The sequence below is a fragment of the Clostridium ljungdahlii genome (assembly GCF_001636845.1).
Classification (GTDB): domain Bacteria; phylum Bacillota; class Clostridia; order Clostridiales; family Clostridiaceae; genus Clostridium_B; species Clostridium_B ljungdahlii_A.
On the sequence record NZ_LITT01000032.1, the window covers coordinates 1 to 13,540 of the forward strand.

The 13,540-nt window shown below is 30.9% G+C and carries 14 protein-coding genes and 1 pseudogene; 10 read left to right on the forward strand and 5 right to left on the reverse strand.

The window, feature by feature from the left end; all coding sequences use genetic code 11:
• Positions 1 to 276 precede the first annotated feature (276 nt).
• Together WY13_RS12300 and WY13_RS12305 are read left to right on the forward strand one after the other, a co-directional pair.
• Positions 277 to 783, forward strand: a complete 507-nt coding sequence (locus WY13_RS12300) for an amidase domain-containing protein (RefSeq protein WP_063555942.1) — start codon at positions 277 to 279, stop codon at positions 781 to 783.
• A 74-nt stretch (positions 784 to 857) separates the two neighbouring features.
• Entirely contained in the window at positions 858 to 1,568 is a 711-nt protein-coding gene (locus tag WY13_RS12305; protein ID WP_063555943.1) for a DUF554 domain-containing protein, read from the forward strand.
• Between the two features lie 358 nt (positions 1,569 to 1,926).
• On the opposite strand, the gene WY13_RS12310 is transcribed toward WY13_RS12305, so the two are convergent.
• Complete coding sequence (locus tag WY13_RS12310; protein WP_063555944.1) at positions 1,927 to 2,499, reverse strand: nitroreductase family protein; 573 nt, start codon at positions 2,497 to 2,499, stop codon at positions 1,927 to 1,929.
• Positions 2,500 to 2,669: 170 nt separating this feature from the next.
• On the opposite strand from WY13_RS12310, the gene WY13_RS12315 reads away from it, so the two are divergent.
• Positions 2,670 to 3,650, forward strand: a complete 981-nt coding sequence (locus tag WY13_RS12315; RefSeq protein WP_063555945.1) for a D-isomer specific 2-hydroxyacid dehydrogenase family protein — start codon at positions 2,670 to 2,672, stop codon at positions 3,648 to 3,650.
• 85 nt (positions 3,651 to 3,735) lie between these two features.
• Here the strand turns inward: WY13_RS12315 and WY13_RS12320 are convergent, their stop codons facing one another.
• Positions 3,736 to 3,963 carry a DUF3892 domain-containing protein gene (locus WY13_RS12320; protein WP_063555946.1) on the reverse strand — a complete coding sequence of 76 codons (228 nt, stop codon included), beginning with the start codon at positions 3,961 to 3,963 and terminating at the stop codon, positions 3,736 to 3,738.
• Positions 3,964 to 4,100: 137 nt separating this feature from the next.
• Here WY13_RS12320 and WY13_RS12325 point away from each other — a divergent pair, with 137 nt between their 5' ends.
• Positions 4,101 to 4,295 (forward strand): hypothetical protein, encoded by a 195-nt coding sequence (locus WY13_RS12325; RefSeq protein WP_063555947.1) that lies wholly within the window; start codon positions 4,101 to 4,103, stop codon positions 4,293 to 4,295.
• Between the two features lie 58 nt (positions 4,296 to 4,353).
• Here WY13_RS12325 and WY13_RS12330 read toward each other — a convergent pair whose 3' ends face one another.
• A complete protein-coding gene (locus WY13_RS12330) occupies positions 4,354 to 4,965 on the reverse strand; it encodes a DUF975 family protein (RefSeq protein ID WP_063555948.1) in 612 nt (203 codons plus the stop codon).
• Positions 4,966 to 5,158: 193 nt separating this feature from the next.
• On the opposite strand from WY13_RS12330, the gene WY13_RS12335 reads away from it, so the two are divergent.
• Positions 5,159 to 6,379 (forward strand): multidrug efflux MFS transporter, encoded by a 1,221-nt coding sequence (locus tag WY13_RS12335; RefSeq protein WP_063555949.1) that lies wholly within the window; start codon positions 5,159 to 5,161, stop codon positions 6,377 to 6,379.
• Positions 6,380 to 6,651: 272 nt separating this feature from the next.
• Here the strand turns inward: WY13_RS12335 and WY13_RS12340 are convergent, their stop codons facing one another.
• Positions 6,652 to 7,212: a phosphatase PAP2 family protein gene (locus tag WY13_RS12340; protein WP_063555950.1), complete on the reverse strand. Its 561-nt coding sequence runs from the start codon at positions 7,210 to 7,212 to the stop codon at positions 6,652 to 6,654.
• A gap of 570 nt (positions 7,213 to 7,782) precedes the next feature.
• Between WY13_RS12340 and WY13_RS12345 the strand changes: the two genes are divergently transcribed.
• The 5 genes and pseudogenes from WY13_RS12345 to ltrA all read left to right on the forward strand — a co-directional run bounded on the left by WY13_RS12345 (position 7,783) and on the right by ltrA (position 13,030).
• Complete coding sequence (locus WY13_RS12345) at positions 7,783 to 8,310, forward strand: GNAT family N-acetyltransferase (RefSeq protein ID WP_063555951.1); 528 nt, start codon at positions 7,783 to 7,785, stop codon at positions 8,308 to 8,310.
• An 844-nt stretch (positions 8,311 to 9,154) separates the two neighbouring features.
• Positions 9,155 to 9,796 (forward strand): annotated as a pseudogene (locus WY13_RS12350) (aminoglycoside 6-adenylyltransferase); the annotation flags it as partial.
• Positions 9,797 to 10,903: 1,107 nt separating this feature from the next.
• Positions 10,904 to 11,065 (forward strand): hypothetical protein, encoded by a 162-nt coding sequence (locus WY13_RS21525; RefSeq protein ID WP_204377964.1) that lies wholly within the window; start codon positions 10,904 to 10,906, stop codon positions 11,063 to 11,065.
• A gap of 9 nt (positions 11,066 to 11,074) precedes the next feature.
• Complete coding sequence (locus tag WY13_RS21530; protein ID WP_156499031.1) at positions 11,075 to 11,218, forward strand: hypothetical protein; 144 nt, start codon at positions 11,075 to 11,077, stop codon at positions 11,216 to 11,218.
• 75 nt (positions 11,219 to 11,293) lie between these two features.
• Positions 11,294 to 13,030 carry a group II intron reverse transcriptase/maturase gene (gene ltrA, locus WY13_RS12355; RefSeq protein WP_082848492.1) on the forward strand — a complete coding sequence of 579 codons (1,737 nt, stop codon included), beginning with the start codon at positions 11,294 to 11,296 and terminating at the stop codon, positions 13,028 to 13,030.
• A gap of 181 nt (positions 13,031 to 13,211) precedes the next feature.
• Here the strand turns inward: ltrA and WY13_RS12360 are convergent.
• Positions 13,212 to 13,540, reverse strand: a 329-nt coding sequence (locus WY13_RS12360; RefSeq protein WP_192845031.1) for a transposase, incomplete at its 5' end; no start/stop codon positions are given.

Below are 13,540 nucleotides of genomic sequence, written 5' to 3' on the forward strand. Positions count from 1 at the left end.
GCGTTACCGTTTCGATTCCAAGGACTTGGTACAAGCTACTGGTTAGGTATTACTTGATAGGATTTTCCTACTATATGTTAGTAGCTTACTAATGACAACAAAATCATTCTTCCACTGTCAAGAGGAAACATCACGCATTTGCGTGCTGCTTCGCAGCTCGCACCTATAATTATTATATCCTATAGAATTACAAAGTAAAAATTAGATTTGTTATTTTACGCACTTGCGTAAGATTTATACATAAAATGTACTGTGATTAATTTTATAGGAGAAATCATGAGTTATAGAAATAATTCATCCTACTCTAGAATTTCAGCTGTAAGTTATGCAGTAAAGTACGCTCTCACCCCCAATCCAAACTACAAATATTTTTCCATATATCAAACTATCGGCGGCGACTGCACAAATTTCACTTCACAGTGCTTGCATGCAGGAGGAGCCCCTATGGTCTTTTCAGGTAAAAACACCTGGTGGTATAACATTAGAACTAATAAATGGTCAGTTTCCTGGACTGTAGCAAGTTCTCTTTACTGGTATTTAAAAATTAACGCTGAAAAAAATTTCTACGGCATAAAAGGAAGAGAAGTGCCTTCTATTTCTTCTCTTGAAATAGGCGATCTGATATTTTATCGAAATAGTAAAGGTACAATAGCTCATTCTGCCATCATCACTTCTTTTCGTAACGGCCGCCCACTCGTATCCCAGCATACTTTTAATGCCTTAAACATAACTTACGTAAAAGATTGGGCATCTAAAATGCACTTTATGAAAATATGGTTATGATTTTGTTTACAATGCCTATTATAAAAGTATATAATATGCCTATGTAGATAAGAAAAATAGGTGGTTTGATAAACATGATAGCAGTTATAGTAAACTTTATTTCAATAATAATAGGAAGTATAATTGGAATATTTTTAAAAAATGGTATACCAGAAAAAGTTAAGGAAAGCGTTTTTAGTGGACTTGCTTTATGTGTTCTATACATTGGAATTTCAGGTTCCTTAAAGACAAATAATGTACTTACTCTAATAATATCCATAGTAATCGGTACAATTCTAGGAGAACTAATAGATATAGATAAACATATAACAAGTCTAGGAAATTTAATAGAAAGTAAATTTAAAACTAAAGGTGGAAAAATATCAGAAGGATTCGTAACCTCAAGCCTTTTATTTTGTGTTGGAGCCATGGCAATAGTAGGATCTCTAGAAGCAGGTCTTGATGGAAATTATAAAACACTTTTTGCAAAATCCGTAATAGATGGAGTTTCCGCAATTATTTTTTCTTCTTCTTTAGGTATTGGTGTAATGATTTCATCTGTAAGTGTACTTATATACCAGGGTGCTATAACCCTTGGAGCAGTATTTTTAAAAAGTGTACTGACAAGCTCAGTTATTGCTGATATGACTGGAATAGGAAGCCTTCTCATTATTGGACTTGCCCTAAATATGCTGAACATAACTAAAATAAAAATAGCAAATTTGCTGCCTTCAGTTTTTATGCCAATTTTTGCATACATAATTTATACTAACTTTCATCGCTTTTTATCCTATATTTTGTTTTAGAGCTTCTAAGTAAAAATTTAACGTATACTGGCAAATTTCAACTAGAAAGTTTCGTATGATGTTACTTTTAAAAATAAATATATATGAAGATATATACTTTACTGTATATTTTCTAACTTAAAACTCAACTTATATGCAGGAATATCTTTACAATAATGAAGCTCTTTTAAATATTTTGTATATAAGTCTTAGAAAAAAATTCGTAAAAACTTAGAACTTTTGAATTGTCTGAGGTACGAGTTTTCAAAAGTTCTTAGCTTTTTTAGAATTTTTTACTTAGACTTATCAAAACATTTAATGAACTGAAGGTTGTAAAAGATATCCGGAGTATAAGTTGAGTTTTTGCTTAGAAAATCTTTTATATGTCCAAGATTATATCTTCTAAACTTCTTTTTGGTACATGATGAACTTTATTCTCATCTCTCCAGTACTTCACATCATTATTTGAATCCATAGGTTCTATAACCACTTGTTCCTTTGGCTTTCCAAGAGCTACTACCAATATAATTTCATATTTTTCATCTAAATTAAGACTTGATTTTAATTCTTTTTTATTCACATTTCCCAGCATACATCCGCCAAATCCTTTTTCTACAGCTCCCAGTAAAATAGTTTGAGCTGCTATTCCAGGATCAAATGATGGACTTTTACTAATAGACGTGTCATTAAGTATAACAACGTAACCACTTGGTTTTTCTCCTTCTTCAGGTCCATTCCAATCCTTTAAGTATCCTGCCCAACCCAAAGTCTTAAATATTTTTTCATTATTATCTTTGGTATTTGATATAACATATTTTAGTGGCTGCAAATTTGAACCTGATGCTGACAATCTGGCAAGGTTTACTAACTCCTTTAAAGTTTCCAAAGTTATTTTTTCATCCTGATAAAATCTTCTACAGGATCTATTTTTTAAAACTAGTTCCTTTATCATATTCATCCCTCCAAGCTAATAACTTAATATCATTACAATTATCATATCTCTAAATAAATTGAATATCAATCAAATATAGTAAATATAAAGGTAACATTGAATTATATCCCATGTTACTATAAAATTATATATAGTAAATATTATTCATAAAAAGGAGGAGCTAGAATACAATGAAAGTTTTGGCATATAGTCATAGGCAAGATGAAACTGAATATTTCAAAAAATTCAGTAAAAAATACAATGTGGAGGTTGTATTGTGTGATGATCCACCAACTATGGAAAATGCAGACTTGGCCAAGGGATTTGACTGCATCAGCATTATCACAACTAAAATTTCAGATAAATTAGTAGAAAGATTTCATGAAATTGGAGTAAAATTTATATCTACAAGAACGATAGGATATGACCATATAGACATAAAAAAGGCAAAAGAGCTAGGTGTCCATATAGGCAATGTAAACTATTCACCAAATAGTGTAGCCGATTATACAATTATGATGATTCTTATGGCTATAAGAAAAACAAAAGCTATTATAGAACGAAGTAATGTACAGGATTATTCTTTAAGAGGTGTTCAAGGTAAAGAGCTTCACAATTTAACTGTGGGTGTTATTGGTACAGGAAGAATTGGCCGTGCAGTTATAAGTCGCCTAAGTGGATTTGGCTGCAAAATATTAGCTTATGATTTATACGAAAATGAAGAAATAAAGAAGCATGTTACATATGTCACACTAGAAGATCTATTTAAAAACAGCGACATCATTACAATGCATGCACCTGCAACAGATGACAATTATCACATGATAAATAAGGATTCCATAGCACTTATGAAAGATGGTACTTTTATTATCAACATAGCTCGAGGATCGCTTATCAATACTGAAGATCTCATAGATGCTATTGAAAATAAAAAAATTGGTGGTGCAGCTATAGACGTTATTGAAAATGAATTCGGGCTTTGCTATAACGATTTAAAATGTAAGATACTGGATAAAAGAGAAATGGCAATTTTAAAGTCTTTTCCAAATGTAATTGTAACACCTCACACAGCTTTTTATACAGATCAAGCTGTAAGTGACATGGTAGAACATTCTATCTTAAGCTGTGTTTTATTCATGGAAGGCAAAGAAAATCCATGGCAAATTGAATAATCAAAAATTTTTATGCACCCTCCTTTTGTATAAACGGAGAGTGCATTTATACAGATACACTTACTTACCTACTTATTTTTTAATATCAAAATTTAGGTAAATCCTTTAAATTGTCAACATCCATAACATCAGGGTCAGCTACTAAATATTCTCCTCCATCTTTACCTTTAAATACCCCAACTCCTTCAATTATATGTTCCCTTGCCATCATTATAGCATGATTTAAAGGAAGCACCTCACCATTTTCAAGTAGTACATCTGTAATCTTCCCCTCATGGTCTTTCCTTACTTTAATTATTTTTGAATTTTTCATTATATACCTCCCAATTAGATATATCATTAATATATATTTTGGGAAAAAACTCAATTACTTATACAAAATATTTTTATCTTATAATTGCACAATTATAACTTTTTTAATTACAATTGAAGTTAAAAGTGAACTGAGTCTTGTTATCTACACAATTTTATGCGGCTGGTTCAGATGCAAGAGTGTTAAATTACACTTTGGCAAAGCATGAAGTACATAGATGGTTATCTATTGTAGGCCAAAAAGGTCTATCACAGTTAATTGATGATGTTAATACTGGTAATGACTTTTACAAGTCTTATAACGCTATTGAAAAAGAGAATAGTAAAAAGTGAATACTATGTGATCAGGACTAGCATAACACTAGTCCTGATCAATAAATTAAAGAAATTACTATTCTTGGTTATTCAATATTGGTACAGACCTTACATCCTTATAGAAATTTGCAGTAGCCGCTTGGATATAAGGACATACAAAAATAAATCCTATACCAAAAGTAACAACTGAAAGTATTATCCACCCTAAAAAGCTGATTAATAAGCAAAATAACTCCCATTTGTGTCCATACATCATTTTCTTGCTTTCATCAAGTGCCTCAAGCACAGGCATATCTGGATTTTCACTAAGGACATACATCGCCATAGAGTAGCTCAATGATGCTATTAATCCTGGTATAATAAACAGCAGTGACCATAAAAAAATAAATATACTCATAACAACATATAGTATTATTGCAGAACCTAGATTTTTAAACCCATCGAACAAATTCTCCACTTGGAACTTCTCAAATTTTACAAGTTTTATAAAGCATCCTACAATACCAAGGGTAAGTGGTCCAACAATCAAAAAAGAAATAATAATACCTGCATGCGGTATGAAATTTATACCAATAATAATTAGTGAATACACAAGACACACCAAAATACACTTACCCCAGTTACCCTTTAACTGATCTCTAGATGCTTTCCTTAGTTGATAGCTAGTACGAACAGAAGCATTACTCATTTTTAATCTCCTTTCAAATACATCTATTTTGCCCTACATATTACTGCAAAAAGTTACAGCTATATTAACTTATGATCTATCAAACAAAACTGTTAATTTATTTAAATGTGATACAAAATTATCCTTTAAAAATTGAGCAGTATGATATATCATATAACTAATGTTGGTAATTGCGAAAGAAGGCTTGACATCATTGAAAATTTGGAAAAGAAACCTAATTGTATGTTGGTTGGGAGCATTTGTAACTGCCTTGGGACTAAGCCAAATAGCCCCAATAATGCCCCTTTACATCAAACAACTTGGTATTCACAACATCTCTACTATTGAACAAATATCTGGAATTGCTTTTGGAGTTACTTTTGTAGTTTTAGCAATATTTTCACCAATTTGGGGATATGCAGCTGATAAAATTGGTAGAAAACCAATGCTCTTACGTGCAAGTATTGGAATGTCTATTGTAATTTCAACTATGGGACTTGCACAAAATATATATCAACTTATTGGTTTAAGAATGCTCCAAGGAGTTGTAGCAGGTTACAGTACAGCTTGTATGACATTAATTGCAACTCAAACTGAAAAAGAACATTCTGGTTGGGCATTAGGTGTACTGTCCACAGCTTCTATTTCTGGTTCACTACTTGGGCCACTTATTGGAGGATATCTTGATGAAATTTTTGGATTGCAATTTACTTTTTTCTTTACTGGTATCCTTATGCTAATTGTTTTTATTCTAACCTTAATATTTGTAAAAGAAGACTTTATAAAATCTAATAAAAAAGTACTCAGTACAAAAGAAGTTTGGAAACAGCTGCCTGATTGTCACTTAATTATTGTTTTATTTGCTACTTCTTTTATTTTGCAGCTTGCTTTTTATTCTATAGAGCCCATAATAACAGTATATATCTCTCAATTATCTCGCAGCTCAGCCCATATTGCCTTAATTTCTGGGATGGCATTTTCTGCTTCTGGCCTTGCTAGCATTATTGCAGCTCCAAGGCTTGGAAAACTATCAGATAAAATTGGGCCTCAAAAGGTTATGCTTGCAGCACTTATTATAGCTGGTTTAATATTTATACCTCAAGCTTTTGTAAAAAATTCTTGGCAGCTTATCATATTAAGATTTTCACTAGGTTTTGTAACAGCAGGACTAGCACCATCAATCAATACACTGGTAAAGAAAATAACACCAGAAAACCTTACTGGAAGAATGTTTGGTTTTAACATGAGCGCATTTTATTTAGGTACCTTTTCCGGTTCTTTACTTGGTGGACAAATAGCTTCATATTTTGGTATAAAGTATGTATTTTTCATTACCAGTGCACTACTTCTTTTAAATGGTTTATTGGTTTATGAAAAAATCTGTAAGAAACTAGATTCAAATGCTGCTGCTCCATTAAAAGAACATATGGTTTGAAAATCAGTTTTGAAGTTCATTAAAAACTATAAAGACATTAAAAAAATAGGAATGAACATAGATTTAATCCTTCAAATCTATGTTCATTCTCCTTTACTCATCAGTTACAATACAAAAGTTAGTAACCTCAGAACCTGTATCACTTGTTATGGGAAAAGTATTGTGTTAATTTCTTAGTGCAGCACCCTTTAAATCAATAGATACTTGTTCTAACTGGTTCCATAAATATTCTAAAGCACGGTAAAATTCAACTATTTAAAAAAAGCCTAAGCCTATATGCTAGACTTAAGCTTTTTTAATAAATATGATTTAATTCTTTTAAATAAATATATTGTTATTTTGCCAGATACAAGTCCTAACACTATTCCAGCAAGAACATCTGTAGGATAATGCACATATAAATATATTCTTGAAAAAGCTATTAAAATTGCTGCAGCAAAAAATACTGGCGCATATTTTTTGAAATACCTGGATAATATACTAGCTGCTGCAAAAGATGCCGTAGTATGTCCTGACGGAAATGAATAGGAAGCTGGCTTTGCAATTAAAAGTTTTATAGTGGGGTCAAGATAAAAAGGCCTTGTACGTTTAACCATATGTTTTATCAATCCTTCACCAAGTATTGACCCTATTATAATAGCTGTTAAAACCATAATTCCAACTTTTCTATATTTCTTACCTGCTATAAGTACTATGGAAATTGCAATCCATATAAACCCCGTATTACCAAGCGAAGTAAATGCAATCATAATCTTGTCTAAAATCTGGTTATGCATATTGTTTGCTATATACGAAAGAATGTATTCATCAAATTTGTATATTAATGTAACCATCTCTATCTCCCTGCTGTTTCTATTTAATATGTACAACTTACTAATATACTACATTTCAAATTTAAAATCCACTAGTGTATTGATTTTGCAGAGATTTAGCACCTAAATTCCAGTGAAAATTTTATTTTTACTGGAGTTATATTTTTTTACACTTATTTAAAGGACTGGTAAGCCTTTAGACCGATAGGTCATAAAAATATGCCCACCTCATTTCTTATTGTCATGAGGTGTATTTTAACATTATTTTTTATTTATTTGGGACATAATCGCAAATGGTATACTAAGACATTATCACAAATCAATCATATATGAATGAAAATGAATCAGGATTTATCGTTGATTTTTTGTCTGAATGTGGTATAATGAATTATCCTTATCAGAGGACTTGTAATCAAAAGATTATTTAAGTGGGATAAGATCCGAAAAGATCTTGTCCCACTTTTTTCTGGCCCAATATACTATCTTAACAATATCGTTGATTGTATTTTGCTGCGTTTATTACGAAATTAGAATTAAAAAAACATAATATAACTCAAGTGAAAATTAGAAGTTAAAGGAGATCATTATTAAATGCATTTGAAAACAGATAGATTGATAATTCGTGATTTTGATAAAAAAGATGCTGCGGGATTGTATGAAATCCTTGAACACCCACCTGTACATTGTTTTATGAGTGAAAAATTAGATTCACTTGATGAAGCAGAAAAAGAAGTGGAGCGAAGAGGCAAAGAAGGTCAACACTTCGCTGTTTGCTTGTCTGATACAGATTCAATTATAGGGGATCTTTTTGCCATAAAAGAGGAACCTGATACATATAGTGTCGGATGGAATTTCAACTTAAAATACGGCAAGAGCGGTTATGCAACTGAAGCGGCAAAAGCGTTAATCGACTACCTCTTCAATAACGATGCAAGGAGAATATATGCTTATGCTGAAGATGATAATATTCCGTCCCAAAAGCTTTGTGAGCGACTTGGAATGAGAAAAGAGGGACTCTTTATCGAATTTATATCTTTTGTGAACAACCAGGATGGGACTCCGCATTATGAAAACACCTACCAATATGCTATTCTGAAAAGAGAGTGGATAGAGCCATAAATTCCAATTTGTTTGATGGAACAAAACTAGCATAATGGGTGTTTTGGCCAATGAATATATTTCCAAATCAGTCATATTATTCATATTATGGTGTAGATAATATCTAATGATAAAGATATAGAATATGCTGTATTTCACAGAAGTGATGAAGATTGGTGGCAAGCTATTTCATGTTTAAAATAGAATGGAAATAAAGTAGCACTTTGGGAACTTAATAAAAGACTTGGCAAAAAAATTTAATTGTTAAAACGAAATATTATTATATTGTTTTCTAACTAAGGCCACATCAGGATATTAATTCCAGTATGTGACTTATTTTTATACATATAGCTACTATGCTTATAAATTGACTTTATATGGTATATACTTTTCAGTACATGACACGGCTGCTGGTATTACCCCACCTAAGAATGATAGTATATACCACGCTTATATATAAACAACGTTAGATACACTGATTTTATTAGATTAGTTTGGCTTTAATATAGATAATTGTTAGGATGTTCCAATTGCCCCAAACATAACATTGTAATTAACTTCACCTTAGTAACATTAAAATTTATAAAGAATTTTAGCCAAACCAAATTCATTAAATATAAAGAAACGTCCTAAAAACATAGCACAAATAAATATAAAAGGTTCTATTTCCAAATAACTTGTCTGTATTACGTATATCACTCATTATAACTCTCCTTTCCCCATACACATCAAACATGCATGTGAAATATTGTCGTTGATATATCAATTTAGCTATTATTTTTACATCTTTCTTATCATTCTTTGTAGGATTGTTATATCATTGCTATAGACTTATTTATATTTTGTATAATATCCAGAAGGTAATTCACTTTTTCCAAGTGATGTAGAAAACTGCTATGCTTGGCTTATACAGTTTACAGATGGAAATCGTCTCGATTTAACTATATGCACATTAGAACAGGCATTTCAAGATATTAGAAATGATAAACTTTGTAAAATACTACTCGATAAAGACAAGTGTTTACCATATATACCAGAGGCAACAGATGAAACTCATTGGGTAAAGAAACCGACAGAGTGCCAATTCATGGATGCATGTAATGAATTTTGGTGGTGTCTTAATAATGTTGCGAAGGGTTTATGGAGAGAAGAAGTACCATATGTAATGGACATGCTAAATCATGCTGTCCGTCCGATGTTAATATTATTATTAGGATGGAAAATTGGATATGATACGAATTTTACAGTTAGTATTGGGAAATCAGGAAAATATATGTATAAGCGGCTAAAAGAGAGCGAATGGAATGCATTTTTGAAAACTTATCCTTCTGGAGTTGTAAAAGATATTTGGGAATCAGTATTTATTATGTGTGACCTATTTAATGATATGGCAAAGGAATTATCTTTCATTATGAATGTTAAATATAATGAGGTTGAGGCAAATAATAGTTTAAAGTTTTTAAAAGATGTTTTTGTATTACCTAAAGATGCTGAAAAAATATATTAGTAGGTAGCATAAGGTATTCATAGTGTAAGTATAGTTACTTCGTAATCTTCTTAAGTTGTGACAGAACAGTAATAAAGGACGACTTAATATTAAGTTTAGTGAACTGTTTTATAGTATTTTGTAAGCCCTCGTTTCAAGGACATAGTTTAATATTAACTCGTTTTTAAAGGCTCCAATTTTTTCAATGTTTTCTTGTAGAAAACTGTGAGAAATTGTGAGTTTTTAAACTCGTCAGTATAAAATTCTGTAACCTCTTACTTGAAACTTACTCCACACCATAAATCTATCATTCGAAGAGTTTTAAATTCATAACTTTATCTTATATAATCTATAAATTAAGTTATGAATATAAATTTAATTATTACAAATACTTATGTTGACTTTAAGAAAGGATGTGATTAATTATGGAAGCTGGTGTAAGAAATAAGTTAGTTGGCAAAGTTCAAGAAATAAAAGCTGATGCTGTTATGGCTCAGTTAAAAATGTCTGTTGATGGATGAGCCAACTCTCCTGTCGTTACGTCTGTAATGACTAAAGAAAGTTTAGAGGATGCTGGATTTAAACAAGGTGATACAGTTGAAGCTTTAATTAAAGCTATTAACGTTGTTTTCGTCAAACATTAATTCATAAAGCCGTGCTCTAAAAAGTATACTATAGTTTTATAGCTAAAATTATAGTATACTTTTTTTTCCCAAAATACCTATTTGTTATATTGCATCACATTTTGAATATTTCACGAATTAGTTAGACAAAATTGTTCTTTAAAAATTAAATAATACGGTGGTGCGACACGCTGCTAATTGAAAAGATTAGCTGCTAATTCCATTGAATTAGCAGAACTGATAATCTGAAAAGTCAAATGAAAGAGTAACGTCTTGAAGGGCTATTCTAATACTCCGAATAGCATTTTTATGAATAAGAATAAAAATGTTATAAGCTCGGTGAAGTCGGCTGAGAGTACACCCTAACGGGTCAAGCTGAGGAAATGCGAACTAGAGGTAGTCGAGTGTATGATAGGTCGGGAATCCATAAAATACTTATGGTAAGAATGGTCATGGATAAATAAGTGACTGACGAAATTCTGAATGAAAGGGTCTAGAATTATACATGATAGAAATATCATGCCTATCTAAAAACATAGGGTTTGTGGGGACGAGTAAAATACACCATTATGAAAATCCTTATATTGTTAAAGGCAGTATCAAGCAAACAGGTTTAGAGGAATTACCTAAGAGTATATGCAAGGATAAGATTATTGGAACGTGGTAAGCTGATAACATGGAGGACTTATTTCCTAAAAAGTGGTGGCAAGGAAAGATGGAAATTATAACTTGCTCTAATATCAGTGAAAGTAGTGGCACAGTACCATTGAAGCTGATGAAAGTCAGTGGAGGGATAGCCACAAGTCAATATTTACAATAAAATTTATAAATACAATAATTATTAGGTTCGTGTAAGACTAAGAGAGATGAAAATCGTGAGGTGAGTAATCGACTAATGGCAACAAATGAAAAGAAGTTGAAAAAGAGACGAATGCTAAGAAATAATGAATATTATGATATTCAAAAAATATTTGATGAACTATACAGAAAAAGCTTAAGTGGTAAGAAATTTGATAACCTGCTAAGTTTAATACTAAACGAACAAAATATATTATTAGCATACAGAAACATTAAGAAGAATAAGGGTAGTAAAACAAAAGGAACTAATGAAAATACAATTATAGAAATTGGAGAAAATAACCCGAAAAAATTAATACAATATGTAGTTGGTAGGCTTAGTAATTATGAACCACATTCTGTAAGAAGAGTTGAGATACCAAAAGAAAATGGTAAAATAAGACCATTAGGTATTCCAACAATAGAAGATAGGTTAATCCAACAATGTATCAAACAAATTTTAGAACCTATATGCGAAGCTAAATTCTATAATCATAGCTATGGATTTAGACCAAATAGAAGCACACATCATGCGATAGCAAGAGCAATGACACTAGCAAATATAGGTAAACTGCATTATGTAGTTGATGTTGACATTAAGGGATTCTTTGATAATGTAGACCACAGTAAATTATTAAAACAATTGTGGTCTATGGGAATACAAGACAAAAATTTATTATGTATTATATCAAAACTCTTAAAAGCTGAAATAGAAGGTGTAGGAATTTCAACAAAAGGAACCCCGCAAGGAGGGATTTTATCTCCATTACTTTCCAATGTTGTTCTTAATGAATTAGATTGGTGGATAAGCAGTCAATGGGAAACATTTAGAACTAAACATCAATATACTCAATTAAATAAATATATAGCATTAAAAAGGGCTTCCAATCTAAAAGAAATGTTTATAGTAAGATATGCAGATGACTTTAAGGTATTTTGTAGAAACCACAATACAGCACAGAAAATGCTTGTTGCAATAAAACAATGGTTAAAGGAAAGATTAAACTTAGAAATAAGTCCAGAAAAATCCATGGTAGTAAACTTAAGAAAGAATTACTCCAATTTTCTAGGATTCAAACTTAAAGTACATAAAAAAGGTCAAAAACATGTGGTAAAATCACATATAAGTGAGAAGGCTACTAAAAACATTGTAAAAGAAATTAAAGCAAAAATAAAAGCTATGCAGAAATGTCCCAATGTGAATAATGCCAATATATACAATGCAACAATATTGGGTATGCATAATTACTACAAAGTAGCAACACATGTCAATATAGACTTTCATAAAATATATTTCTTAGTGAGACAGAGCTTGAATAATAGATTATACCGAATACGAAGTGATACTGGTCTAATATCAAAAGCATATGAAAAATTCTATGGCAAATACAACTATAAAAAATGGTATATAGCAGGATTAGGATTGTTTCCTATAGCTGGAATTAAAACATCAAACGCTATGAATTTTAAGCAAGAAATTTGCAATTATACAAAAGAAGGTAGAAAGAAAATCCATGATAATTTAAAAGGAATAAACTATAAAATGTTGCGTTATATCATGGAAAACCCTGTACTAGGACAAACCACAGAGTATAATGATAATAGAATATCGTTATATGTAGCTCAAAATGGAAAATGTAGTATAACCGGCAAAATTCTAGAAATAGGAAATATGGAATGTCATCATAAGAAACCTAAAGAATTAGGTGGCAAAGATGAATACAACAATCTTATCTTTGTATTAAAGGATGTTCATAAATTAAGGTTCAACCTCGACTTTTGTGAAACAACCTAATAACTGTAAAAATGTATTGCAAGATAATACAATCATATCCCAATGATATGGAATCATGTTTTTTGTAAAACAGTATTTATTTTTATAATATTCAAGGATGAGTATTTGAAGGTCGTTATTTCCAAATGAAATAATTATAGTATCCTTGAGTTAAGAGCTATGAGTTACTATATATCCAAATTTAGGCACATTCAGAACATATTCTTAATCTAAAGTTATCAATGTTACGATAGCCATATCCTCTACGTTTAATGTTTTTAAGTTTATGATTTCTGCCTTCAGTTGGACCATTGCTTATAAAAAAATAATAATAGTTGAGTATATATTCTCGCCAATTATTCAGAGTTTTGCAGAAAGATTGTAATTCTGGTATTTCGCTTTCAGCCACAAGAGCTGTGAAATAGTCAATATAAACACTTGCTTCATCTATATTTGTTATTTCAAAAAATTTTCTAAACTCTTCTTTTAACTCATAACAAGTGCGAAGCATTGGGTATTCACTACAAACTT

Excerpts from the sequence above, each read along its gene's own strand:
- WY13_RS12300 (WP_063555942.1), top strand. The coding sequence starts at position 277 with ATGAGTTATAGAAATAATTCATCCTACTCTAGAATTTCAGCTGTAAGT.
- WY13_RS12305 (WP_063555943.1), top strand. The coding sequence starts at position 858 with ATGATAGCAGTTATAGTAAACTTTATTTCAATAATAATAGGAAGTATA.
- WY13_RS12310 (WP_063555944.1), bottom strand. The coding sequence starts at position 2,499 with ATGATAAAGGAACTAGTTTTAAAAAATAGATCCTGTAGAAGATTTTAT.
- WY13_RS12315 (WP_063555945.1), top strand. The coding sequence starts at position 2,670 with ATGAAAGTTTTGGCATATAGTCATAGGCAAGATGAAACTGAATATTTC.
- WY13_RS12320 (WP_063555946.1), bottom strand. The coding sequence starts at position 3,963 with ATGAAAAATTCAAAAATAATTAAAGTAAGGAAAGACCATGAGGGGAAG.
- WY13_RS12330 (WP_063555948.1), bottom strand. The coding sequence starts at position 4,965 with ATGAGTAATGCTTCTGTTCGTACTAGCTATCAACTAAGGAAAGCATCT.
- WY13_RS12340 (WP_063555950.1), bottom strand. The coding sequence starts at position 7,212 with ATGGTTACATTAATATACAAATTTGATGAATACATTCTTTCGTATATA.
- WY13_RS12345 (WP_063555951.1), top strand. The coding sequence starts at position 7,783 with ATGCATTTGAAAACAGATAGATTGATAATTCGTGATTTTGATAAAAAA.
- WY13_RS21525 (WP_204377964.1), top strand. The coding sequence starts at position 10,904 with ATGATAGAAATATCATGCCTATCTAAAAACATAGGGTTTGTGGGGACG.
- WY13_RS21530 (WP_156499031.1), top strand. The coding sequence starts at position 11,075 with ATGGAGGACTTATTTCCTAAAAAGTGGTGGCAAGGAAAGATGGAAATT.
- ltrA (WP_082848492.1), top strand. The coding sequence starts at position 11,294 with ATGGCAACAAATGAAAAGAAGTTGAAAAAGAGACGAATGCTAAGAAAT.